This is a genomic window from Gammaproteobacteria bacterium (ex Lamellibrachia satsuma), assembly GCA_019623805.1.
In the GTDB taxonomy this organism is placed as follows: domain Bacteria; phylum Pseudomonadota; class Gammaproteobacteria; order Chromatiales; family Chromatiaceae; genus QGON01.
The window spans coordinates 3,123,630-3,146,230 of record CP053680.1; the positions used below are offsets into that span (position 1 = coordinate 3,123,630).

The following is a 22,601-nucleotide window of genomic DNA, read 5'->3' on the forward strand; positions in this document are numbered from 1 at the left end:
ATGGCGCAGGATTTCAAGCGCACCGATCGTATCGGCTCCCAGCTGCAGCGGGATCTGGCGGACCTCGTCCGTGAGGAGATGAAGGACCCTGGGTTGGGCATGGTTACAATCCAGGAGGTTCGAGTAGTGCGGGATCTCTCCCAGGCCAAGGTCTTCTTTACCCTGATGGGTACGAATCTCCCTGTCAGTGAGTGTGCAAAGCGGCTGAATCAGGCGGCAGGACACCTGCGCTTTCTGCTGGGGCAGCAGAGCAAGTTACGTACCGTGCCCAAACTGCATTTCGTCTTTGACGAGTCGGTTGAGCGGGGTCAACATCTGGCTTGCCTGATCGATCAGGCGGTCGCCGATAATCATTCGGATTCATAAGCCCGGCAATCGCTGGAAACTCATTCAGAAAAAACTACCTAGAGCAGAAGATGGGACGTCGTCGAAACAGAGGACGCAATATCAGTGGGGTATTGCTGTTTGATAAGCCGGAGGGTATTACCTCCAACAAGGCCTTGCAGGAGATCAAGTTTCTCTTCAAGGCCGCCAAGGCCGGTCATACCGGTAGTCTGGACCCGCTGGCGACCGGACTGCTGCCGATCTGTTTCGGTGAGGCAACCAAGATGTCGGCCTTTCTGCTGGATGCGGACAAGCATTACCGGGTGAAGGTCAAGCTTGGCGAGACCACCACCACGGGGGATGCCGAGGGCGAAATCTTGGAAACCGCCAGCACCGACGGCGTCACGGAAGCGGCTCTGTTGGAAGTGCTGCAGGAGTTTTTTGGGGAGCAGCAGCAGTTGCCGCCCATGTACTCAGCCATCAAGCACAAGGGTGAAAGGCTCTACAAACTGGCACGGCAGGGCATAGAAGTAGAGCGCGAACCCCGCACCATTCATATTCACGCCCTGAATCTGCTCAGTTTTGGTCTGCCGGAATTCGAGATGGACGTGCACTGCTCGAAAGGTACCTATGTGCGCACCTTGGCTGAGGATATCGGTGCCAAGTTGGGATGTGGCGCTTATGTCAGCGGTTTGCGCCGCACCGGTGTGGGTCCATTTGACGATCAGTCGATGGTGACCCTGGAGCAGGTAAAAGAGGATTTCGAGGCGCGCCGGTTTGCGGAGATGGATGCGCTGCTGCTGCCGCTGGAGAGCGCACTCTCCGATTGGCCGGAGATCAACCTCACACCGGATGCCGCCTTCTATCTGAAACAGGGGCAGCCGGTGCTGGTGCCCAAGGCGCCCACCAGCGGCTGGGTTCGCCTCTATGCCAATGAGGTGGATTTTCTCGGTGTTGGACAGATCCTGGACGATGGTCGCGTGGCGCCCAAACGACTGCTGCAGACGAATCACTGAGAACACCACCCATCAGGTCACTGATTTAATTGCGATTCAGACACAATCCGCGCATAATTCGCGGTTCACTGGAGTGCCAATTGAGCGCTTCGGTACAGATTTATTGAGACGGCCGGACTCCCCTGAACTCATTGTCGGAGGAGATCTTAAAAATGGCCATATTTATTAGAGACGTAACCCATAGGAGTACAACGTCATGACAATGAGCGCAGAAGATAAAAAAGCCATCGTGGAAGAGTATAAGCGTGGCCCCGGTGATACCGGTTCCCCAGAGGTGCAGGTAGCCCTGCTGACCTCCCGTATCACCTATCTCACCGAACACTTCAAGCAACACAAGCAGGATCACCACTCCCGCCAGGGTCTGGTACGCATGGTCAACTCCCGCCGTAAGCTGCTTGACTACCTTAAGAGCAAGGATGCGGAGCGCTATCGCGATCTGATCTCCCGCCTTGGCCTACGCCGTTAATCCGTTCTTATCTGCACTGAGGAAGAGACAGTGACTCTGATCAAAAAAGAATTTCAGTGGGGCGACAATAAGGTCACCATCGAGACTGGCGAGATTGCCCGCCAGGCCGACGGAGCCGTCATGGTCAACATGGACGATACCGTTGTCCAGGTTACCGTTGTTGCCGGACGAAACGATCCCGGCCGGGACTTCTTTCCACTCACCGTGGACTATCAGGAGAAGACCTATGCAGCCGGTACTATCCCCGGCGGTTTTTTCCGGCGTGAGGGGCGCCCCAGCGAGAAAGAGATCCTCACATCACGACTGATCGATCGTCCGATCCGCCCGCTGTTCCCCAAGGGATACACTACCGAGGTGCAGGTGATCATCACTGTGATGTCCCTGAATCCAGCGGTTGATCCCGAGATACCCTCCCTGATCGGCACCTCCGCCGCGTTGGCGATCTCCGGCCTGCCGTTCAATGGCCCGGTGAGCGCAGCCCGAGTGGGATACAAGGATGGCGAGTACATTCTGAATGCCCCCAGCACCGGCTTGAACGATGCTACCGATCTGGATCTGATCGTCTCCGGCACCGAGCATGCGGTACTGATGGTCGAATCCGAGGCCCGTGAGCTGTCTGAAGAGGTTATGCTGGGTGCAGTGCTCTTCGGACACGAGCAGCAGCAGGTTGCGCTCCAGGCGATCAAGGAACTGGCTGCCGAGGTTGGAAATACCCCTGCTGAATACGCAGTTCCTGAAATGGACGCCGATCTGGTGGCTGCTGTAGAGGCTGCTGCCGGCGATGGCATCGGCAATGCCTACCAGGTTGCTGACAAAATGGAGCGTTACGCCGCCATCAAAGCGGTGGTTACCGATGCCGTTGCAGCACTTTGCGGCGGAGAAGACGCCCGCTGGGACGAGGGTGAAGTCAAGGGTGTTATCGAGAAGCTGAAGAAGACAACCGTGCGTGGCCGTATCCTCGAAGGCGAGCCTCGCATCGATGGTCGCGATACCACTACAGTGCGTCCCATCAGTGTGCGTACCGGCGTGTTGCCCCGCACCCACGGTTCCGCCCTGTTTACCCGTGGCGAGACCCAGGCCCTGGTGGTGACCACCCTTGGCACCGAGCGTGATTCTCAGATCATTGATGCACTCGACGGTTCCTACCGCGAACCCTTCATGCTGCACTACAACTTCCCTCCTTTCTGCGTAGGTGAGACAGGTCGTGTAGGTAGCCCGAAACGGCGTGAAATCGGCCATGGTCGCCTGGCCAAACGCGGCGTGATGGCCTGCATGCCGACCATCACCGATTTTCCCTATGCCATCCGCGTGGTCTCGGAGATTACTGAGTCCAACGGCTCCTCTTCCATGGCATCGGTCTGCGGTACCAGTTTGTCGCTGATGGATGCCGGCGTGCCGATCAAGGCGCCGGTTGCCGGTGTTGCCATGGGTTTGATCAAGGAAGATGAGAGATTTGCCGTGCTCACCGATATCATGGGCGACGAGGATCATCTCGGCGACATGGACTTCAAGGTGGCCGGTACCAGTGGCGGTATCAACGCACTGCAGATGGACATCAAGATCGACGGCATCACCAAGGAGATCATGGAGATCGCCCTGGAGCAGGCCAAAGAGGGTCGGATGCATATCCTGGGTGAGATGAACAGCGTCATCAACTCACATCGTGAGCAGATGTCCGAGCATGCGCCACGTATCATCGAGCTGCGTATCAACCCGGACAAGATCCGTGACGTGATCGGCAAGGGTGGTGCTACCATCCGCTCCATCACCGAAGAGACCGGTGCCACCGTTGATATCACCGATGACGGAGTGGTCAAGATCTTCTCCGTCGACAAGGCGGCAGGCGAGGATGCCCGCAAGCGTGTCGAGCTGATCACCGCTGACGTTGAAGTCGGTACCATCTACGAGGGCAAGGTTGCCCGCCTGATGGACTTTGGCGCCTTCGTCACCATTCTTCCCGGCAAGGATGGTCTGGTGCATATCTCCCAGATCTCCAACGAGCGGGTGGAGAAGGTCAGCGATAAGCTGTCTGAAGGCGATGTCATCAAGGTTAAGGTCCTCGAAGTGGATAAGCAGGGACGTATCCGCCTGAGTATGAAGGCGGTAAACGAAGAGTAATCACGCTTCGTTGAGCTGATAAAAAGGGGCCTTCCGGCCCCTTTTTTTGTGCCTGCAAAAAAATTTGAATCTGAATTTTGACGCCCTCCGTATAGGTTATTGAAAGTCGTTATCAAAACGACATAATTGACCAGATGAGGAATTCGTCATGAAAAAAATCGCATTTACAGCCGCACTGCTTCTTTCCGCCAATCTCTATGCAGGAGGGAGCTCAGAATTTGCATACAATGGTTATGATGGTAACCCTGACCTCTTTGTGGGTAGCTCTGGCTCCACTTCACTGCCCACAGCGGTTCAGCCGGGTATCGGTGAAGCTTACGGTGATGTCCGTCTGGGTGGTGTCAATACCTCTCGGCATGTGGGTCAGAGGGGCAGCAACGAGGCCTATGGCAGCACCATTTTGGATCAGGGGCACAGCATCGACTGGTAAACAGTTGACGGCCTGACGGGGTGGAAATCCAGCCCCGTACAGGCTCTGCAACCCACCGACAAGATGCAGATGCGCCATCATCCTCTAACACGCCTATTGCTTGGCGGGTTCAGCCTGCTGCTGATGGCCTGCGTACCACAAAAAAGTGAACTTCGATCCGATGTCGTCTTGCCTGTGGATGAGATGGAACCGGTGCGGGTCGAAGCGCAAAAGCTGATACAGGGCATGCTGGATGAAGATCTGCTGCCGGGGTTGAGTGTGGCGTTGGTAGATCGAAACGGCCCCCTTTGGCTCGAAGGCTTCGGCAAGGCGGATATGCGGAAAGGCACCCTGGCAGGGGCCGAAACCATCTATCGTGTCGGCTCCTTGAGCAAGCCACTGACAGCCTTGGCCGTTATGCAGCTGAGCGGACAGCAACGTATCTCTCTTGATGATTCCATCAGTCGTCAGCTCGACGGTTTTTCCATTCGCAGTCATGATGCTGAAGCGGTCGTCATCACACCACGGCAACTGCTGAGTCATCGCAGTGGCCTGCCCAGCGATCTGCGAAAAGGCATGTATACGTCGACGCCGTTCACGCAGGTCACTACACAGTTGCACGATGAGTACATCGCCTATGCGGTGGACAGCGTCTACAGCTATTCCAATCTCGGTTACGATCTGCTCGGCCATCTGGTGGAGCAGAAATCCAGGATGTCGTTTGCTGAATATATGAAGCAGAATATTTTTCAGCCTCTGGACATGCAGGGTAGCGGCTATGAAGTGACGCTCGAAATGCGTGAGAAGTTAGCAGCCGGGCATCTGGATGGCCTGGTCAGGCCACAGCCTCCACTGAGGGACACCCCGGCATTGGGGCTTTACAGCAGCGCCAAAGATATTGGGCGCCTGATGCAGTCCCTGTTGCTTGGACGTATACCCAATATCGATACCGAAATGATCTTGGAAATGTGGACCTCGCAGACGGCAAAGGGTCAGATTGCGTTGGGTTACTCGCCTGGGCTGGGCTGGTTTATTGAGGATGATCAACTGCTCGGGCGTGTGGTACGTCATGGCGGCAGCACAATGCTGTTTGGCGCAGAGATGGCAATGTTGCCGGATCATGAGCTTGGCGTAGTGGTGCTTGCCAATGGTGCGGGCAGCAACAAGGCGACCCGAAAACTTGCAGCGACGATTCTGGCGCTCGCGGTAAAGGTGCGCGGAACGGGTAACGAACCGGCGCCGATTCGCTCGCCGAAAATGATGGCTGCATTGCCCGATACACCTTCAGGCGGTTATGCAACCGATCTTGGGCTGCTGATGGTGGATCCCGAACATCCTCGCCTTTGCGCCTGCATCATCGAGCGTGTCCTGGATATGGTGCGGTTTGATGACGGCAGTCTCGGGTTGACACCTGAGAGCGCGGCCAGTCTGCCCCCCTCCTACAGAGTGCTGGGTGAAATGCGTTTCCGTTCCCGCACCACCAATGATCTGGAGGTGCTGGTGGCGGAGCGGGACGGCGAGGAGTATGTGCTTGGCAGCCGAATTGAATCCCAGCCCTGGGATGAGGTCTGGAAAAAGCGCACCGGCAGTTACCGCACGATCAATCCTGATGGTGCGTTCAGTATCGAGGATCTGCGGCTTAGTACTGAAAGCGGCGTACTCTGCCTCCATTATAGGGCACCCCACCTCTCCGACAGTTCTATTCGTGTGCCGCTGAAGCCCGTCTCCTCCACTGAGGCGGTCATAGAGGGACTGGGTAGAGGTCGGGGGGAAACCGTGCGCATCGTGGAGGTGGACGGCAAGCAGTGCATAAGGTTCTCCGGCTATATGGGTGAACCGATCGAAGATAAATAGTTTCCGTCCGGAAACTAAATAGTGTCTATCTGGAAACCCATATCTAACCACGAAGCGCACGAAGAATATTTATTCCTAATCAATCTTTTACCTTCGTGCTCTTCGTGTCCTTTGTGGTTAAAACATTGTTTCCGGGTGGACACTAAATAAGTGGCCGGTTCTTGCTCCTTTTCGCGGCTACCATTACTCTTGCAGGAGATCTGAATGCAATGTCTCTGAAGGAGTTTACATGGCAGCCGGGGAGACCGACCCGAAAATTGCGAATGCAGCGCGCAACGAGCAGCTGAAAGCGTTGCTTGCCGCCTGTACGCTGAAAGACCGCAGGGCATTTGCCCAGCTGTATGAGATGACTTCGGCGAAACTATATGGCGTTATCCTGCGTATCTTAATCAGAGATGAATGGGCGCAGGACTGTTTGCAGGAAGCCTATATCAAAATCTGGAACAGTGCAGGCAGCTATCGTCCCTACCTGGCCTCGCCGATTACCTGGATGGCAACCATTGCGCGCAACCAGGCACTGGATCTACTGCGTCGGCGGCGTCGGGAAGTGCAGATGGCGGAGCCGGAAAAGCTGCTCGAAGCATCGGACAGCAAAACGATGCCGCTGGAGCGGTTGCAGCAGAGTGATGAAGGGCGTCGTCTCAACGATTGTCTGGAACAGATAAAGAGCCAGCAGCGCCAGGTTATCGCCCTGGCCTACTTCAAGGGGCTGACCCATGAGGAACTGGCGAGTCAGACGGGAACGCCACTTGGCACGGTCAAGACATGGATACGTCGTGGACTTGAACAACTGAAGAGGTGTCTTGAACCATGACACAACAAAATCAAAAATCTCCAGCCCCAGATCTGGCGGGTGAATATGTGCTTGGCACCCTGCAGGGTGAGAGACAGACTGATTTTGAACATCGTCTGAAAGAGGACACTGCATTACAGGCCGAGGTGTCGGCTTGGGAACAGCGGTTTGCTCCGATGTTGGAGGCAATTGAGCCTGTGAAGCCACCTGTTGATGTCTGGCGCAACATTGAACAACGCCTTGATCCTTCATCCCAGCGGGAGAAAGCGGGGATCTGGAACAGTCTTGGTTTCTGGCGAAATCTGGGTTTGGTCATGGCCAGCCTGGTGATGGTGCTGACGCTTACCCTCTTCGGCATCGATCGCGCTGATATCGAGATGGACCGGGTGCTTGTGGTGATGAACGATCAGTCCCAGGCAGGCTGGATCATAGGCACCGCCGGTGCCGGCGGACAACTGCATGTGAAAGCCGTGGCGCCTACCCGGGTGCCAAAAGATAAGGTCTGTCAGCTCTGGATGGAGACTAACGATGGACGGTTGGTGTCGGTGGGCATATTGCCTGAACGTGGTGCGGAACGGATGAATGTACCCGTATCCCTGCGAAGTGACAGTCGCTTCAAGATCAGTATTGAGCCGGTTGCGGAACTGCCGGCGGCTAAACCCAGTGGAGAGTTCGTCTTTGAGGGTGGTTTGACCAGCATTTGATTGCCACCTAAATTGCAGGAGTCATGAAGGATTGAGTTTCTGCGACACTCTCTTACGGTGAGCAGTAGTGGCCGGAGTCGATTCAGGTATGCAGAACCGGCAATGACGGAAATATTGTCATCGCCGGTTTTACTCTCTGGTCAGAACAGGAATCGGCTCCGACCGTTTGACTATTGTCTGATACCCTCTACATAGAGACCCAACTCGACCTCTTTGGAGGCCGGACCAATGTTGAAGTCGATGTTGTAGTCAGAAAGTTTCAACTTCGTGTGCCCTTCGAAACCACGCCGGAAACCGCCCCAGGGATCCTTGCCTGCGCCGATTTGTCTAACATCGATGCTGATTGGTTTTGTCACGCCACGCAGGGTCAGGTTGCCTTTCAGGATACCCGTGTTGTCGCCATTTGAATGGTAACCGGTGCTCACGAAGTGGGCTTCCGGGTAGCGTTTGACAAAGAGAAAATCCTCGCTTCGCAGATGTTTGTCCCGTTCTGCATGGTTAGAGTCGACACTGGCCGTATTGATAATTACCTCGGCACCGGCGTTTGACGGATTCTTCTCGTCATAGCTGAATTTTCCACTGAAATTATCAAAGCGGCCAAGCAGCAGGCTATAGCCGAGATGCGGGATCTTGAACTGTATCGAGGCATGGGATCCCTTGGTGTCGATGACATAGTCTGCGGCGTATAAACTGCCTGACAGGGGCAGCAGGGTTGATAGCAACAGAAACAATATTGTGCATGAGCTTTTCATCAGGGTTTCCTCCGGTGGTTGTTGTCGGGTTGTGTTTTGATTATTCGTATGAGGGTTTCGTCTCTATCGAAGAGGTGGTGTTTCAACGCACCGGCAGTATGCAAGGCAACGAATGCAGCCAGGGTGTAAGCAAAATACTTGTGCAGCTTACCGGCGAAATCCTTTTGGTCGTCCATCTCAGGGAACAGTGCCGGTACTTCGAACAGACTGAACAGCTCAACTCCACTCCCCTTGGCAGTGGCGATAAGATAGCCGCTGATACAGAGACTATAGAGCAGAACATAGAGTAAATAGTGGGTCAGGGAAGCAAGGGAACGCTCCCAGGATGAGTGGTTGGGCAGTGGAGCGGGTTTGAGATTGTTTGCGCGCCACAGGCTGCGCACGAATAGCAATCCCAGTAGAACCAGCCCAAAACTCTTATGCCACCAGGGTGCGGCATGGTACCAGGGATGGTAGTAGTCGAGACCGACCATATAGTAGCCGAGTGCAAACAACCCGATGATGAGCAAGGTCATGCTCCAGTGCAGCAGAATGCTTATAATGCCGAAGTGCAGCGTCGTGTCTCGAATGAGCATGGCAGGCTGTTTCGATGAAGTTATTTTTCGATTGGACAGATCGGTTCAGTTATTGTTCCCGGATGGCAGGGTTAGAACAGAGACTCGGCAGGGGAGATGTGCGTTGGACAAAGCGGGCTTGAGCGCACTGACTCTGGTCAGTGATGAGGAGTATGATCCCCATGGAAGGGTTATAGTCCGGATGATTGGAGAGACAGTCTGAAGTGTTGCTGAAAGGGATTCTATTTCGTTTGCCGGGATTTGGCTCCTATAGGGGCAGGTACGCCTATTTTGCTTTGATGGCCATGATCGGGCTGATCACGGTGGCTTATATCGGTTGGGAGTACGTGAACCGTACCAGCCGTATCCAGGTCGCCAATATTGAGCAACGGGCTATGATTGCGGGGGCTGTGGCCGACACGCAAGAGCTGCTTAATCATATCGATAACGGGTTATCCCGGATTATTACGGAGCCACGTGAGTCCGAGATTGAGGACATCAATAAAGAGTTCAGCTGGCTCAACGTTGCGCTACTCCAGTTGGAGAAATCACTGCCGCATACGACCAATGGTGCTACCGCGGCGGTTGTTCGAGAACTTCATCTGGATGCACAACGATTACATGCAGCGACCATTGAATTGGTGGAAGTGCGAACAGACATGGAACGCTGGTTTCCCGCCATGCGGCTGATGCGTGAGCAGATGCTGCCGCACAACCAGGCTGTGCTGAGTGAGTTGGATACCATACTCGCCGAGGTCCGCGAGGCGCTGGAACCGGAAGAGCAGCTCGAAGCGATCAACGCAATATCTTCATTGCGCCATGCCTGGAACAACATGGTCTCCGAACTGCGTCTGTTGGTGGCCAACCGTTTTGGCGTTTTTTCCAATGAAGCGAGTGCCGGGATGCGATCACGGATGGTCAATATTGGTTACTATTCTGAGGAAGTGCCGGGTTACATACAGATCCTGAGAGCAATGGTGGATTCGGATCGCCTGGGTTTCATTGGTCCAGAAGCATTGGATGTGCTCGATAGACATCACCGGGACTGGATAAGCGCATCCAAACAGCTCATCGCATTATTGGACAATCCGGGATGGCGTGTAGACCTGGTGATTCTGACTGAGTCGATTGATCCCCTGCTTGAGCAAATGAGGCAGCAGCTCTCTGCTCTGGACCTGGAACTGGACAAACAGTCCGCCCAGGATATTACTCTATTGACCAAGACTGCGCGCACTCTCTCTTTTTCTATACTCGGCATAGCGTTCTTCGGTATTTTGCTGATTACCTTTGCCTATATTTTTCTCAATCGCACACTCCTCAGACCGATTGCAGAGACGGCAATGGCACTGAAACAGGAAGCCCAGGGGGTGTTGGATATCACCCCTCCGCCTGCCTCCCTGCAGGAGACGGCGAGCCTGGTCGAAGCCTTTAATGAGATGCGCAAACAGGTGCATATGCGGCAACAGCATCTGGATCATATGGCCCATCATGATGCACTGACGAGGTTGCCGAACCGGGTACTGTTTCGTGATCGGCTGGAGCATGCACTGAAGATTGCGGCACGGGAAGGTCGCTTGATCGGTCTGATGTTTTTGGATCTGGATCGCTTTAAACAGGTCAATGACAGCCTCGGTCACCTGGTTGGAGATGAGTTGCTGAAGATTGTGGCAGAACGTCTGCGAGCGCTGATTCGGGAGTCAGATACGGTCGCCAGGCTCAGTGGTGACGAGTTCGCCGTGCTGGTGGAAGGCATCAACCAACGTGATGATATGATTCCTCTGGCGGAGAAGATGTTAGAGGCACTGGAACAACCGATCGGGATTGCCGAGCATGAGCTGAGAATCACCGTCTCTGTGGGAATAGCGATGGCTCCTCTGGACGATGTTGTGGCCGACAACCTGATTCGTGATGCGGATACAGCGATGTATTCAGCGAAACAACAGGGAAGGGCGGCCTATCGTTTTTTTACTGATGAGATGACCTATGTTGTGGCGGAGAGCCTGCAGCTTGAAAATGAAATTCGCTCCGCGGTAGAGAGCGGAGAGTTCCTATTCCACTTTCAACCGGTGGTCAGTCTCTGGAACGGTGAGCTTTATTGCTGTGAGGCTTTGATGCGGTGGCAGCATCCGGAAAAAGGCTTGTTGGCGCCGGAGGTCTTTCTGGATGTACTGGATGATACCGGTCTGATTACGTCGATTATCGATACGCTGCTGGATCAGGCCTCCAACCATCGGGAGAAGCTCAGCAAGAAACTTGGCAGGGATGTTGCGGTGTCGGTCAATCTGTCGGCACGTCTGATGAATGATCCGGCATTTTGTCGCGGACTGTTAAAACGGCTGGTGGCAAGAGAATTTCCGCTCGGAAGCCTGGTACTTGAGATCACGGAGGATACCCTGACCCGTGAGCTTGCCGAGGCGAATGAGTTTCTACAGCAAGTGAAGAATCTTGGTGCAAAGATCGCCTTGGATGATTTTGGCGTCGGTCAGGCTTCATTGAGCCACCTGCGGCAGTTTCCATTCGACCTGGTGAAGATCGATCGCGACTTTATCAGCAATGTGCATTCCGATGCCAATGATGCGAATCTTGTACGGGCGATTATCCAACTGGCCCATGCGTTTGGTATGCAGGTAGTGGCAGAAGGTGTTGAGACCGAACAGCAGTTGGCCTTTGTGCGCGCGCAGGGATGCGATTACATTCAAGGCTATCTTGTGGGGGTGCCTGCCGATTCCGGTCAGGTTGTCGCCTGTCTCTCTGCTGGGCGACACGGAAGTCTGTTGGCTACTTGATCTGCTTCTGCATGGTGTGGGAAGTTATCAACTGGCGCTCAGTGTGCAGAACCGAGTTGCTCGGGTGTGATGGCGGGCGAGAAAAAGGCATCTGCAGCGTCCGGGTCGACCGGATTCCCTGCATTGTTGACCAGTGGCTGATCATAGTCGTTCCAACCCCGCAAACCGGTCTTCAGTGAAACAACCTCATCAAACCCCATCTGTTTAAGGGTGTAGGCGGCCAGAATGCTCCGGTTACCTGAGCGGCAAATCACCACTACGCGTTTGTCCCGTGCGGTTACCAGTGCCGGCACCGTCTCGTCATACCCATAGTCACACGCCGTTTCCAGGATGCCCCGTGGCACGATCAGGGAGTCCTGAATGTGGCCACCATCAAATTCATAGGGGCAGCGGATATCAAGCAGCAGCAGATCGTCTCTGGCTGAAAGCTCTTCAGCCAGGTCCCAGGGGAGTATCTCATCCACTGATTTGGACTGTTCCGCTATCAGGTCGTTGAATGTCTTGCGCATGGAATCAGCTTCTCTTGCCAAACTTTATTTAGAGGATATTGAATATTGTTCTCAGGGCTCTTGTCTCAATCCATGACAAAGCGCAATCTCCATTGTGAGCCGTGGGTGCTCTAAACATAATGCAGGAGCGGTGCCTCGCTGCGAAGGCGCGGCTCCTACAGGAATATGGTCAGGTATCTCGACCTCATCAGAATTATTGTGCATAGTCAGTTTATTCATTGAATGGAGTTCTTTATGCCTGCAGAGCAGATTACACAGATCCAGGTGAAACCAATCGATGTGCTGATGATCAGTATTTTGGTGCAGTATCTGGGAATCTATCTGACCCGCAAGATCCGTATGTTGCGCGACTACTATATTCCGCCTGCTGTGACCGGAGGGTTGATCTGTAGCGGAATCATTGCGTTGATCTATGTCTACCAGGGCGTCGAAATCAGCTTTGATATGCAGATCAGGGATGTTCTGTTGCTGGTCTTTTTCAGCACCATCGGGCTTTCCGCCAAGTTGAGTACGCTGGCTGCCGGGGGCAAGGCACTGGCGGTGATGGTGGTTGTGGCCGGGCTTTTTCTTGTGATTCAGAATGCGACAGGTGTCGGCCTGGTTACGCTTGCGGGAGGGCATCCCGGTTATGGCCTTTTTGCCGGGAGTGTCTCTTTTGCCGGTGGCCACGGTACTGCCATTGCCTGGGGCGCAGAGGCGGAAGCGGCAGGCCTGGATAAAGCCAGCGTGGCAGGTATTGCCTTTGCCACCTTTGGACTCATCGGGGGAGGTTTGCTTGGCGGACCCGTGGCCAGGGGGTTGATTAACCGATACAAGCTGAAAGGGGGAGCAGCAGCCGTTGAGGGCAGTTCGGACGGTAAACCTGTTGCGACGGGCAACTCCGCCTCTCTCTCCAATCTGCTCGGCGCCATTTTGCTGCTCGCGATCTGTGTGGAGAGCGGCGACCTGGTGAACCGGTTGTTATTCGAAAAGGGGGTGTTGTTGCCCGGTTTCCTCACCTCCATGTTTGTCGGTATCCTGCTCACAAATCTTGCGGATCTCATCCGCCTCCGTATCAATCTGCATACCATCAACAAATTTGGCGAGGTGAGTCTTGCCCTGTTTCTCGCTATGAGCCTGATGAGCATGCAACTTTGGAGCCTGGCAGGCGCTGCAGGTACGATATTTTTCATCATGATCCTGCAGATGCTGGTGATCACCCTGTTCACCACACTGATTGTGTTTCGGGTGATGGGGAAGGACTATGATGCAGCAGTGATGGCGGCCGGATTCGTCGGTCTGGGCTTGGGTGCTACGCCGGTGGCGATTGCCAATATGAGCGCGGTGACGGCACGGTTCGGCCACTCTGCAAAGGCGCTGTTGGTGATACCGTTGGTGGGTGCCTTCTTTATCGACCTGCTCAACGCGCTGGTCATCAAATTTTATATCAACGTCATCACGAATTGGTTGGGTTGAATATCTGGAAATCAGCAAGCAGGGATTATTGTAACTATTCAGTTCACTGCCTGATCGGCGCCATAACAGCGAATAATCCAAGACGTAGGATGTGCTGAGCGTAGCGATGCGCATCTGTCGCGATTGATGCGGTTCGTTTCACTCACCACATCTTACAGGTTACTTCAGTGTTGAATAGACACGTTCTGTTTTTAGGGAAGCTCTGATTAATTGTCATTTCGAACGCAGTGAGAAATCTCATACCTCGAAATCTGGCTATGGGCGTTGTAGTTTGAGACCTCTCCCTAAGGTCGAGATGACATTGACGCAATTTATCAGGGCATCCTTAGACTTGCTGACACTCGGGACAGAGATAACAGCCCTGGCTGCCTGAAACGATCTTGATGATTTTTTCGCCGCATCGGTAGCAGCGCAGACCTTCCCGGCGATATATCTTGAACCGCGCAGCCTCAAAACTGCTCCCGTCTGAGATGAGTTGTTTTGCCAGTGACAGTTGATTGGTGATGCCGCCGGTCTCATAGGATTGCCTGGGCAGTTCCACTATGGCAGCTGCAATGACTTCCAGTTGCCTGTCCGTACACTGGTTGGGTTTAATGCCCGGATGCAGCGAGGCGGTAAACAGAATCTCGCAACGGAGATAGTTGCCCAGTCCCGCCAGAAATGACTGGTCTGTCAGCAGCGTTGCCAATTGTCGGTTGCGAAATCGTTTGCCAAGAAGCCGTTTCGCGATGGTTTCAGCATCAAGAGAGTCGCTCAAAATATCGGGTCCCAATCGACTCAACAGCGGATGGCTTTCCTGCCCTGCTTGCGTCAGAACCGCAATGTCCGAAGCACTGAAAAGCAGTGCTGCCTTCGACGCCGTTTCCAGCCTTAGCCGCAACTGGCGAGAGGTATCCGGCATCTCCCCTTTGTCGAGACAGTACCAACGGCCATAGAGCTGATTGTGGCTGTAGATCGAAAGGCCGTTGTCGAAATGGTTGAGCAGCGCCTTGCCTCGGGTCTCCACCTCGATCAGTCGGGCGCCTGAGAGTTTATCCTCAAAGGGCTTCAGCTCAGGCAGGCCAAACCAGATCCTTTCAATGACCTGGTCTTGCAGGATAGCCGCGATCCTGTCGGCTGCACGTCGAATTTCCGGGCCTTCTGGCATAGCTTGAGTCTGTCGTTTGGCGGAGCAGGATATTCTACCCCGGATCCGGCAGACGTAGGCCCTATCAAGCGTAGCGGAACCGGCATGCCCCTTCAGTCAGTGGAGGAATCACCCCCTGTCGGTTATCCTTGAACGCCTAGGAATAAAAAGTAACAGTCTGGAAAGACAGATGGCGGACGTCCGGCAAATCGAACAGATCTTCCTCAGCTACAGCCGCAATGATCGGGAAGCGGCGAGGCACCGCTCCTACGTGCATTTTGATTGACTGCTTTTTCCACGTGAAGGGCGGGGCCGGTCTTGACACCGTGCGCAAACTCCCGTAAATTTCGCGCCTGTCCTATCTGGAGGTCGCCGACTTTGGCCCATCGGAAAGGATCTGTCCCCATCGTCTAGAGGCCTAGGACACTGGCCTTTCACGCCGGTAACAGGGGTTCGACTCCCCTTGGGGACGCCATCTTCTTGTAAGTGGTTGTTCTACCGCTAACTTATTGACTCACTAGCTATTTCTCCTGACTTTGGGCACAAAGGGTGGGTACGAGCGAAATGGCTGGTGTAGCTCGTGAAAAAGACTGTCGTGAAGCGATTCTAGTGGAGGCTTTCCTTTAGTCTGGAAATTAATCTTATCGCCGCCAACCGAAGTTAACAGCCCTTTATTAATGCTCTTCAGGTTTTGAAGGCCGAAATCATAGAACGCTTGATGTATATCGTTTCTCCAGTTATCGGGTTCCTTCCCGATCGTGCGGTCCGTTCTTTGACTGAGAAAATTCCAAATCCAACTAAAGTGACTTGATTCTGGCGAGCGGTGGACCGTTGCCTGTTCAGGAAACCATGCATTATGGTGGGGTCACCCCGAAGGGTGTTCGCATGATGGTATTGTCTTGCGCGAAAGTGGGTATGACTGAGGAACCGGATGCGAGAGAACCGCACGTCCGGGTCTGTGCAGGGGACGCCGGCTAACCGGCATCCCCACTGCTAGACGGGTCTGTCCCCTTTTCTTTCGTTACCCCTATTCAGGACGGGGCAGAGGGGGGGGTGGCTTCTGGGTATTGTTGGTCTGAGGGTAATAATGGCCGGGATATCCCCAGCCATAGGGGTTGCCCCAGCCGTAAGGGCTTCCCCAACCGTAAGGGCCTCTCCTGCCATAAGGGCCATTCCAACCATAGGGACCGCCGCGACGCCAGTGGCGTGGATAATAATCATCGTCATCATCAAAAAAACCAAAAAACGCATGGGACTGCTGGGTTGATAAAACACCGACCAAAGCCACCAATGCCGAAGTTAGCACGCGCATCTTTTTCATTCTGGTAGTTCTCCTCGACTCAATTTCTCTTTTCGCATGTTACTAGGGCTCCGTCGATGGGCATCCGCAAAGTGTTAACAGGCCCTAATGCAGACGATGTACCAATTTTAGATGATTGAGCCTTTAATGATAGCCGAAGATTCGTTTAATGAAACCTGATTAGATGCCGTCAGGGCATGTGTTTTCCTTGGAGGCGTGGCGGTTGAAATAAGCCATTGTAATACGCCATACATCTGCGGAATAATCTATAGTTGAAAACATTCTGTCCAGGGTTTGAGTAATGGGGATGATCACGCATTTCTGATCCCACCCTTGGCAGGTTTAATGGCTCAATCAGATATTTATCCAGGCTCAATTACACAGGTTGGAGAAACCGATATGAAGATATTGCTCGCCCTAATGGCATTCGGCCTTTCATTTTTCGCCCACGCCGGGAAGTTTGAACCCTCTTTGGTGGTGCAGACAGGACAGATGCGGGAGAGCGATCTGATTGTTCGCAATATCACCGATCTGACAAGCAAGAAGACCTGCCTGACCTTCTACATTCGCACCAGTGGCACCAGTCCGATCACACACTGTTATGATGCCGTGTCGGGATTTGGCGCCAACTTGAATCAGGTGGGGCATATCAAGGCAGATGACCTGGTCGTGCGTAAACTGGAAGATACCAAGAACGGCATGTTCTGTCTGACCGCCTATGTGAGTACACCGGGCACCTCTCCGGCAGTGGACTGCTACCCCAACAAGCAAGAGTTCAAGGATCATATGGTTGAATCCGGCCATCTGCGGGAAGGCGATCTCGATGTGCGTCGGATCATCGATGCCGGCAACATGAAAACCTGCCTGGTAGCCTATATCACCACCAAGGGAACTTCTCCTTCTCTCGTCTGCTATGATTCCCCGGCCGGCAGCAAGGGAGGTCTCTATCAGTCCAGTTATTTGAAAGAGGGTGATCTGGTGGTACGAAAGGTTCTCGATACTCAAAGTAAAAAGGCCTGTCTGGTGACCTATGTCAGTACAGCGGGTACATCATCCCATATCTATTGCTATGATGAGTAAGACCGCCTACCCAGCATTGACCTGTTGGGGTCGCCAGTGTTACAAAACCTGAAGTGAGTCTTTTCCTTGTTAAACCAATGGACTCGTTACAAGAGTTTGCAGGACTTTAATTACAGAGGTGCCCAAATCGTGAGTAAACAAAAACTGATCATCTATAGTGCCATGCTTGCCATTGGTGGTAGCAGTTTGGCAATTGTTCCCAGCGCATATGCGTTCAATATGGGCAACATGATGAATCCATCAAAATGGATGAATAATAATAATAGAGACCGGTATTATGATGATGACTATTACTATGACCGCGGTCGCTATGGTTATGGAGGACCTTACGGTGGCTATGGAGGACCTTATGGTGGCTATGGTGGTCCCTATGGTTATCCTGGTTATGGCTATGGAGCTCCCGGTTATCAGCAGCAGAATAACCAGCCGGCGCCTCCCCCACTGCCACAATAGCGCTGAACTGCTGAGTCAGTTAAACCGGCGATAAAAAAACGGGGCGAAAAACGCCCCGTTTTTTTATCTGATAGACGCCCGTGCCGGAATCAGCCAGCCTCGTGTTGCTTGCAGCGGGACTATTGGGGGTAGGAGCAGCCCGTCGTCGCAGACAAGTGTAACGTCACATCTTTATGGATAGGGGAGCTTTGGCCACCCTTTTTCTTCCAGCAGAATTTGCCATATCGTCATCCCGGCAAGTACAGTTTCCTCGATAGTGCGTGGGCATTCAGGCCGTTGCGACTGGGCTGAAACACTACTTTCGTACGGCGACGCAGATGCCGTTTGTCGGTACTGATCACCCGGGCTGGGTGGAGACCTCCGCAGGCTGAGGACTCTTGACCCTGTAAAACACAGCATAAATCACGGGTATGATCCCCAACGTCAAAACAGTGGAGAGCAAAATCCCGGCAATGATGGCGACCGCCATCGGCTCCCACATTTCTCCTCCTCCCAGGTAGAGAGGGATCAGTCCCAGTACGGTGGTGGCTGTGGTGAGCAGGATGGGACGCAGGCGGCGCTGGGCGGCTTCGATGATGGCTTGTTGCGGTGGCAGTCCGTTGACCTCCAGTTCAAGCTGGATGCGTTCAAGAAGGACGATGGCGTTGTTGATGACGATGCCGGCCAGGGAGATCACACCCAGCAGGGTCATGAAGCCGAAGAAAGAGTCGGCGAGGATGAGTCCGTAGATCACACCGATAAGTCCCAGGGGGATGGTGAGGATCACGATGAGTGACTTGCGCAGGGAGTTGAACTGGGCCACCAGCAGCATGATGATGATGAAGCCGGCGATGGGCAGTTTTTCGGCGATGGACTGAGTGGCGGCGCTGGAGGATTCGGCTTCGCCGCCGAGTTCGTAGCGATAGCCCGGTGGCCAGTCGGCTTGTTGGGCCGTCAGCCAGGGTCTAAGTGTGGCGAAGGCTACGGCCGCGGTGCTGCCTTCCTCTAACTGTGCGCCGACGGAAACGGTTTTCATTCGATCCCGGCGCAGGATTTTTGCGGCATCCCACAGCACATCCATGTCCGCTACCTGCTTGAGTGGGACGGCGTTGCCGCTGGCCTGTGAATAGACCGACAGGGCTTCGAGCTTGCCTATGTCCTGTCGGTCGGCGGTGGAGGAACGTAGCATGACAGGAATCACTTCATCGTCCTCGCGGAACTGGGTGAGTTCCATGCCGCTCAAGCCCGCCTGCAGGGAGACGGCGATGTCCTCGCTGGAGACACCGGAGCGCAGGGCTCGCGACTGGTCGATCTTAACCGCCAGTTTCTTGATTCGCTGACCCCAATCGTCGTTGATGGTCCTCAGCCCGGGGATCTCCTTCATTTTCTGCTTGACCTGGGCGACCAGAGAGAAGAGTTCGTCCGTGTCACGGCCGGAGAGGCGGACCTCCACCGGGTTGGCGATGGCCGCGCCGTTTTCAAAACGGCGCATGGTTGCACGCAGGTCGGGGAAATGTTCGAAGGTGTAGTGGTTGAGCTTTTCCATCAACCCGGTGATGGCCTCTGCTGAGGTGACATGCACGATGATCAGGGCGTAGTTTGAACTGACCGAGTGAGGCGAATGGGTGAGTACGAAGCGCATCCCGCCAAAGCCGATGTAACTCACGGTTCGGGTGACGCCTTCAGCTTCCTTCGCCAATTCATCAGAAGCCCGTTGTTCGGGTTTCAGTCCATCCTCAATAAAGCCCTCGATCTGTTTCACCACCGACTCGGTCGTTTCAATGGAGGTGCCCAGGGGCAGTTCCAGTTCAAGTTTGAAATAGGTTCGGTCCGAGGGTGGGAAGAAAATGTTGGGAATGAAGCGGAAGCTGTAGAGAGCGCTGGCGAACACCAGGGCGATGATCAACAGGGTGGAAAATCTGAACCTAAGCAGTAGTTTCAGCATGCCCCTGTAACCCCGGTAGAAGGCGCTGTCCAAGCTCTCCTGCTGCTGATCCACTTTGAGGAATGTCACAGCCAGCATAGGGATGACCGTAAGTGACAGGATCCAGGAACAGAGCAGGGTGATGGTGACGACCTTGAACAGAGAGGCGGTGAATTCACCTGTGGTGGATTCGGCCAGGAATATGGGCAGAAAGGCAGCGGAGGTGGTCAGGGAGGATGTGAGCAACGGAATGCGCAGCTCGGCGGCGGATTCGATGGCTGATTGCACTCTCTCCATGCCGTTGGCCATGCGTGTCATGATACTTTCTGACATGACAATGCCGTTGTCCACGAGCATGCCCAAGGCGATGATCAGGGCGGCCAGCGAGATCTGATCCAGCCCGATGTCGAAGAAGGACATGATCAGCATGGTGATGATCATACTGGCGGGAATCAGGGCCGCGACGATCATGCCGCTGCGCAGCCCCAAGGAGACGATCATCACCGCCGCCACCACGGCGATGGCCTGCATCAGGTTGGAGATGAAGCTGCTGACCTTGTCCTGCACCTCTTTGGGCGTGAAATGCACGATGTCCAGATTGAGGCCCAGTGGGTAAGCTCCCTGCAGGTCCGCCAGGACTTCCGACACCTGTTTGCCGAGCATGATGTTGTTGCCGCCTTCGCGCATGGAGATACCCAGGGCAAGGGCAGGTATGCCGTCGGCGTGGACCTTGGTGGCTGGCGGATCGATATAACCGCGCCAGACCTTGGCCACGTCCTTCAGATAGATCAGGGTGCGATTGCCCGGTACCTGGATGATGGTATGGCGAATCTCTTCCAGGGTTTCGTAGTTGCCGCTGGGTTCCAGGTCGATGCGTTCCCTGCCCAGGGTGACTGTGCCACCGGCAACGATGATGTTGCGGCTGGCCAGCATCTGGCTGAGTTGCGCGGGCGAGATGCCCAGTTCTGTCAGGCGCGCATTGTTGTATTCGACGAAGATGCGTTCGTCCTGGGCGCCGTAGAGCTGCACCTTGGCGGCATCCGGCAGGCGCAGCAGCTCATCGCGGCTCTGCTCGGCAAACTCATTCAACTCGGCATAACTGAAATCCGGCCCGGTAACGCCGATGACGATGTCGAACACGTCGCCGAATTCATCGTTGACGATGGGGCCGACGATGCCGTCCGGCAGATCACCCGCTGCGCTGTCGATCTTGCGCCGCAGATCGTCCCAGATCGGCCGCATGACGGCGTAGCTCTCTCTGATATTGACCGAGATAATGGAGACCCCTGCACGGGATTCACTGGTGACGAAATCCAGCTCCGGAATCTGCTGAATGACCGTTTCCAACTTATCTGTCACAAGCTGTTCGACGCGCTGCGGACTGGCGCCGGGGAAATAGGTGGTCACCTGGGCGGTGCGGATGACGAAACCCGGATCGTAGGCGCGGGGCATCTTGGTGAACGCATCCACACCGGCCAACAGCAGAACCACCAATAGGACCAAGGTCGTCCGGTTGTTCTTCAGCGCGAACTCGGTGATGTTCAAGGTTTGGTCTCTTGATTCCAACGGACTTTCATATCCGGTTGTGCCTGGCTCATACCTGCGGTGAGGACGTGGTCGCCCCGTTTCAGGCCTGAGGAGATGAGCAGGCCACGGGCATCAAGCTCACCGGTGGTGATAGTACGGCGTTGGATGACGCCGACGCCACTCTTGTCGGTCTCGGGATTGGTGTCGGATTCAGCCAGTGCCTCCACCACATACACATAACGCCCTTGCATATCTTCCAGCACCGAAGAGGCGGGCACATGGAATATGGCGCCGTTATCCTCGGCGCTGCTCTCGGTCTCAATGACCACCACCGCGCTCATGCCGGGGAGAATGGTGTAGCCCTTCACGCGGGGCATGGTGAAGGTCACTTCATAGGTTTGGTTCTCCTCGTCCGCGCTGATTGCCGCCTCTTTGAGCTTTAGCGGGAAGCGCTGTTCGGCGATGGCGTCGAACTTTACGAAGTAGGAATGCACCTGAGTCTTCTTCCGGGTGCGTAACATGATGCTTTCCGGCACATTGATCTGGATGGTGAGTGTGGAGATATCCTGCAGGGTGACGATCTGGGTCTGTGGGGTGACTTCCTCGTGCCTTTCGACGAAGCGTCTCGCGATGCGGCCATCAAAGGAAGCGTGCAGTACGGTGTAATTCAGGCTCTGTCTTGTCGCTGCCAACTGGGCCTCTGCGGTGGCGTACTGTGCGTTGAGCTTGTCAAAATCGGATTGGGAGATATGGCCGGGGCCGACGAGTTTCTTGCCGCGCTGGAAATTGGATCTGGCGGTCTCGTAACTGGCTTGGCTGGACTTCAGTTCAATTCTGGCATCGGTCTGATCCAGCTTGGCGATGATCTCGCCCTTCTTGACCTTCTCTCCCTCCTTGAGCCGCATCTCATTGACGATGCCTGATACGCGGAAACTGAGATCGGCGCTGCGGGCGGCGTCCACCACGGCGGGAAATTCACGGGTTGCCCTGGTGACGGTGGGTTCGACCTCCAGGGTGCGAACAGGACGGAGAATTTCCGCTGGCGCGACAGGTTCGGTCTCTGTTCCGCAGGATAGCAGCAGGGGGCTTAAAGCCAGGCTCAACAGCAGCGGGGTGATTTTCATCTTGACTACTTACAGTCCTATTCCATGGAAACAAGTTCAGCCCAAAAGCCACATCAAGGCTGAAATCAGCAGGGATTGTAACACCCCCTCCATCACTCAAGCGGTTTTTTGCAGTCACCGGAGCCTGAACAGAATAACCCCCTGTTCCCTGCAATCTTTTCCTGTGTCACCACCCGCAGCCTGCGTCAGGTCGTCAAATGCGTGAAACTGGCTTGTATATTAAGCGGGGTCGCATCGGGGGGGCTGTGTGGTGTATTGCACAATGATGAGGTGTTCCTTGGTACGCCACAAATGACAGCAATTATTGTGGTACGCTGCCGGAAGTAATGTATCCGATACTGATTCAAT

General features: G+C 54.5%; 21 protein-coding genes and 1 tRNA gene. 14 read left to right on the forward strand and 8 right to left on the reverse strand.

Annotated features, from left to right (window positions below):
- The 8 genes from rbfA (at nucleotide 1) to HPY30_13710 (ending at nucleotide 7,684) form a co-directional block, all read left to right on the forward strand.
- Nucleotides 1-366 (forward strand): 30S ribosome-binding factor RbfA, encoded by a 366-nt coding sequence (gene rbfA, locus HPY30_13675; protein QYZ66944.1) that lies wholly within the window; start codon nucleotides 1-3, stop codon nucleotides 364-366.
- Between the two features lie 50 nt (nucleotides 367-416).
- Complete coding sequence (truB, locus tag HPY30_13680; protein ID QYZ66945.1) at nucleotides 417-1,340, forward strand: tRNA pseudouridine(55) synthase TruB; 924 nt, start codon at nucleotides 417-419, stop codon at nucleotides 1,338-1,340.
- Nucleotides 1,341-1,536: 196 nt separating this feature from the next.
- A complete protein-coding gene (rpsO, locus tag HPY30_13685; protein QYZ66946.1) occupies nucleotides 1,537-1,806 on the forward strand; it encodes a 30S ribosomal protein S15 in 270 nt (89 codons plus the stop codon).
- Between the two features lie 30 nt (nucleotides 1,807-1,836).
- Nucleotides 1,837-3,924 (forward strand): polyribonucleotide nucleotidyltransferase, encoded by a 2,088-nt coding sequence (gene pnp / locus HPY30_13690; protein QYZ66947.1) that lies wholly within the window; start codon nucleotides 1,837-1,839, stop codon nucleotides 3,922-3,924.
- 148 nt (nucleotides 3,925-4,072) lie between these two features.
- On the forward strand, nucleotides 4,073-4,354 hold the full coding sequence (locus tag HPY30_13695) for a hypothetical protein (GenBank protein ID QYZ66948.1): 282 nt from the start codon (nucleotides 4,073-4,075) through the stop codon (nucleotides 4,352-4,354).
- A 123-nt stretch (nucleotides 4,355-4,477) separates the two neighbouring features.
- A complete protein-coding gene (locus tag HPY30_13700) occupies nucleotides 4,478-6,187 on the forward strand; it encodes a beta-lactamase family protein (protein ID QYZ68046.1) in 1,710 nt (569 codons plus the stop codon).
- Between the two features lie 229 nt (nucleotides 6,188-6,416).
- Entirely contained in the window at nucleotides 6,417-7,001 is a 585-nt protein-coding gene (locus tag HPY30_13705; GenBank protein ID QYZ66949.1) for a sigma-70 family RNA polymerase sigma factor, read from the forward strand.
- Entirely contained in the window at nucleotides 6,998-7,684 is a 687-nt protein-coding gene (locus HPY30_13710) for a hypothetical protein (GenBank protein ID QYZ66950.1), read from the forward strand. The genes HPY30_13705 and HPY30_13710 overlap by 4 nt, the downstream gene beginning before the upstream one ends.
- Before the next feature lie 170 nt (nucleotides 7,685-7,854).
- Here HPY30_13710 and HPY30_13715 read toward each other — a convergent pair whose 3' ends face one another.
- Together HPY30_13715 and HPY30_13720 are read right to left on the reverse strand one after the other, a co-directional pair.
- The gene (locus HPY30_13715) at nucleotides 7,855-8,436 is read right to left on the reverse strand and encodes a YceI family protein (GenBank protein ID QYZ66951.1); all 582 of its coding nucleotides are present in this window, start codon (nucleotides 8,434-8,436) and stop codon (nucleotides 7,855-7,857) included.
- Complete coding sequence (locus HPY30_13720) at nucleotides 8,436-9,011, reverse strand: cytochrome b (protein QYZ66952.1); 576 nt, start codon at nucleotides 9,009-9,011, stop codon at nucleotides 8,436-8,438. The genes HPY30_13715 and HPY30_13720 overlap by 1 nt, the downstream gene beginning before the upstream one ends.
- 284 nt (nucleotides 9,012-9,295) lie before the next feature.
- On the opposite strand from HPY30_13720, the gene HPY30_13725 reads away from it, so the two are divergent.
- Nucleotides 9,296-11,776, forward strand: a complete 2,481-nt coding sequence (locus tag HPY30_13725) for an EAL domain-containing protein (protein QYZ68047.1) — start codon at nucleotides 9,296-9,298, stop codon at nucleotides 11,774-11,776.
- A 38-nt stretch (nucleotides 11,777-11,814) separates the two neighbouring features.
- Here HPY30_13725 and HPY30_13730 read toward each other — a convergent pair whose 3' ends face one another.
- Complete coding sequence (locus HPY30_13730) at nucleotides 11,815-12,285, reverse strand: rhodanese-like domain-containing protein (protein QYZ66953.1); 471 nt, start codon at nucleotides 12,283-12,285, stop codon at nucleotides 11,815-11,817.
- A gap of 234 nt (nucleotides 12,286-12,519) precedes the next feature.
- Here HPY30_13730 and gltS point away from each other — a divergent pair, with 234 nt between their 5' ends.
- Nucleotides 12,520-13,740 (forward strand): sodium/glutamate symporter, encoded by a 1,221-nt coding sequence (gene gltS / locus HPY30_13735; protein ID QYZ66954.1) that lies wholly within the window; start codon nucleotides 12,520-12,522, stop codon nucleotides 13,738-13,740.
- Nucleotides 13,741-14,065: 325 nt separating this feature from the next.
- On the opposite strand, the gene nei is transcribed toward gltS, so the two are convergent.
- Nucleotides 14,066-14,887, reverse strand: coding sequence for an endonuclease VIII (nei, locus tag HPY30_13740; GenBank protein QYZ66955.1), 822 nt, complete (start codon nucleotides 14,885-14,887; stop codon nucleotides 14,066-14,068).
- Between the two features lie 378 nt (nucleotides 14,888-15,265).
- Here nei and HPY30_13745 point away from each other — a divergent pair.
- Nucleotides 15,266-15,341: transfer RNA gene (locus tag HPY30_13745), tRNA-Glu, on the forward strand.
- Nucleotides 15,342-15,550: 209 nt separating this feature from the next.
- Here the strand turns inward: HPY30_13745 and HPY30_13750 are convergent.
- Nucleotides 15,551-15,721: a hypothetical protein gene (locus HPY30_13750; GenBank protein ID QYZ66956.1), complete on the reverse strand. Its 171-nt coding sequence runs from the start codon at nucleotides 15,719-15,721 to the stop codon at nucleotides 15,551-15,553.
- Between the two features lie 172 nt (nucleotides 15,722-15,893).
- Entirely contained in the window at nucleotides 15,894-16,187 is a 294-nt protein-coding gene (locus tag HPY30_13755; GenBank protein QYZ66957.1) for a hypothetical protein, read from the reverse strand.
- Nucleotides 16,188-16,565: 378 nt separating this feature from the next.
- On the opposite strand from HPY30_13755, the gene HPY30_13760 reads away from it, so the two are divergent.
- From HPY30_13760 to HPY30_13770, 3 genes are all read left to right on the forward strand, one after another.
- Nucleotides 16,566-17,246: a hypothetical protein gene (locus HPY30_13760; GenBank protein QYZ66958.1), complete on the forward strand. Its 681-nt coding sequence runs from the start codon at nucleotides 16,566-16,568 to the stop codon at nucleotides 17,244-17,246.
- 129 nt (nucleotides 17,247-17,375) lie between these two features.
- A complete protein-coding gene (locus HPY30_13765) occupies nucleotides 17,376-17,699 on the forward strand; it encodes a sulfur globule protein CV3 (GenBank protein ID QYZ66959.1) in 324 nt (107 codons plus the stop codon).
- Between the two features lie 80 nt (nucleotides 17,700-17,779).
- A complete protein-coding gene (locus tag HPY30_13770) occupies nucleotides 17,780-17,860 on the forward strand; it encodes a PEP-CTERM sorting domain-containing protein (protein ID QYZ68048.1) in 81 nt (26 codons plus the stop codon).
- Between the two features lie 176 nt (nucleotides 17,861-18,036).
- On the opposite strand, the gene HPY30_13775 is transcribed toward HPY30_13770, so the two are convergent.
- The gene (locus HPY30_13775) at nucleotides 18,037-21,147 is read right to left on the reverse strand and encodes an efflux RND transporter permease subunit (protein QYZ66960.1); all 3,111 of its coding nucleotides are present in this window, start codon (nucleotides 21,145-21,147) and stop codon (nucleotides 18,037-18,039) included.
- On the reverse strand, nucleotides 21,144-22,253 hold the full coding sequence (locus HPY30_13780; GenBank protein ID QYZ66961.1) for an efflux RND transporter periplasmic adaptor subunit: 1,110 nt from the start codon (nucleotides 22,251-22,253) through the stop codon (nucleotides 21,144-21,146). Before HPY30_13780 ends, HPY30_13775 begins: the two co-directional genes overlap by 4 nt.
- Nucleotides 22,254-22,601: the final 348 nt, after the last annotated feature.

Coding starts and splice junctions, on each gene's coding strand:
- rbfA (QYZ66944.1), top strand. CDS start 1: ATGGCGCAGGATTTCAAGCGCACCGATCGTATCGGCTCCCAGCTGCAG.
- truB (QYZ66945.1), top strand. CDS start 417: ATGGGACGTCGTCGAAACAGAGGACGCAATATCAGTGGGGTATTGCTG.
- rpsO (QYZ66946.1), top strand. CDS start 1,537: ATGACAATGAGCGCAGAAGATAAAAAAGCCATCGTGGAAGAGTATAAG.
- HPY30_13695 (QYZ66948.1), top strand. CDS start 4,073: ATGAAAAAAATCGCATTTACAGCCGCACTGCTTCTTTCCGCCAATCTC.
- HPY30_13700 (QYZ68046.1), top strand. CDS start 4,478: ATGGCCTGCGTACCACAAAAAAGTGAACTTCGATCCGATGTCGTCTTG.
- HPY30_13705 (QYZ66949.1), top strand. CDS start 6,417: ATGGCAGCCGGGGAGACCGACCCGAAAATTGCGAATGCAGCGCGCAAC.
- HPY30_13710 (QYZ66950.1), top strand. CDS start 6,998: ATGACACAACAAAATCAAAAATCTCCAGCCCCAGATCTGGCGGGTGAA.
- HPY30_13715 (QYZ66951.1), bottom strand. CDS start 8,436: ATGAAAAGCTCATGCACAATATTGTTTCTGTTGCTATCAACCCTGCTG.
- HPY30_13720 (QYZ66952.1), bottom strand. CDS start 9,011: ATGCTCATTCGAGACACGACGCTGCACTTCGGCATTATAAGCATTCTG.
- HPY30_13725 (QYZ68047.1), top strand. CDS start 9,296: ATGATCGGGCTGATCACGGTGGCTTATATCGGTTGGGAGTACGTGAAC.
- HPY30_13730 (QYZ66953.1), bottom strand. CDS start 12,285: ATGCGCAAGACATTCAACGACCTGATAGCGGAACAGTCCAAATCAGTG.
- gltS (QYZ66954.1), top strand. CDS start 12,520: ATGCCTGCAGAGCAGATTACACAGATCCAGGTGAAACCAATCGATGTG.
- nei (QYZ66955.1), bottom strand. CDS start 14,887: ATGCCAGAAGGCCCGGAAATTCGACGTGCAGCCGACAGGATCGCGGCT.
- HPY30_13750 (QYZ66956.1), bottom strand. CDS start 15,721: ATGCATGGTTTCCTGAACAGGCAACGGTCCACCGCTCGCCAGAATCAA.
- HPY30_13755 (QYZ66957.1), bottom strand. CDS start 16,187: ATGAAAAAGATGCGCGTGCTAACTTCGGCATTGGTGGCTTTGGTCGGT.
- HPY30_13760 (QYZ66958.1), top strand. CDS start 16,566: ATGAAGATATTGCTCGCCCTAATGGCATTCGGCCTTTCATTTTTCGCC.
- HPY30_13780 (QYZ66961.1), bottom strand. CDS start 22,253: ATGAAAATCACCCCGCTGCTGTTGAGCCTGGCTTTAAGCCCCCTGCTG.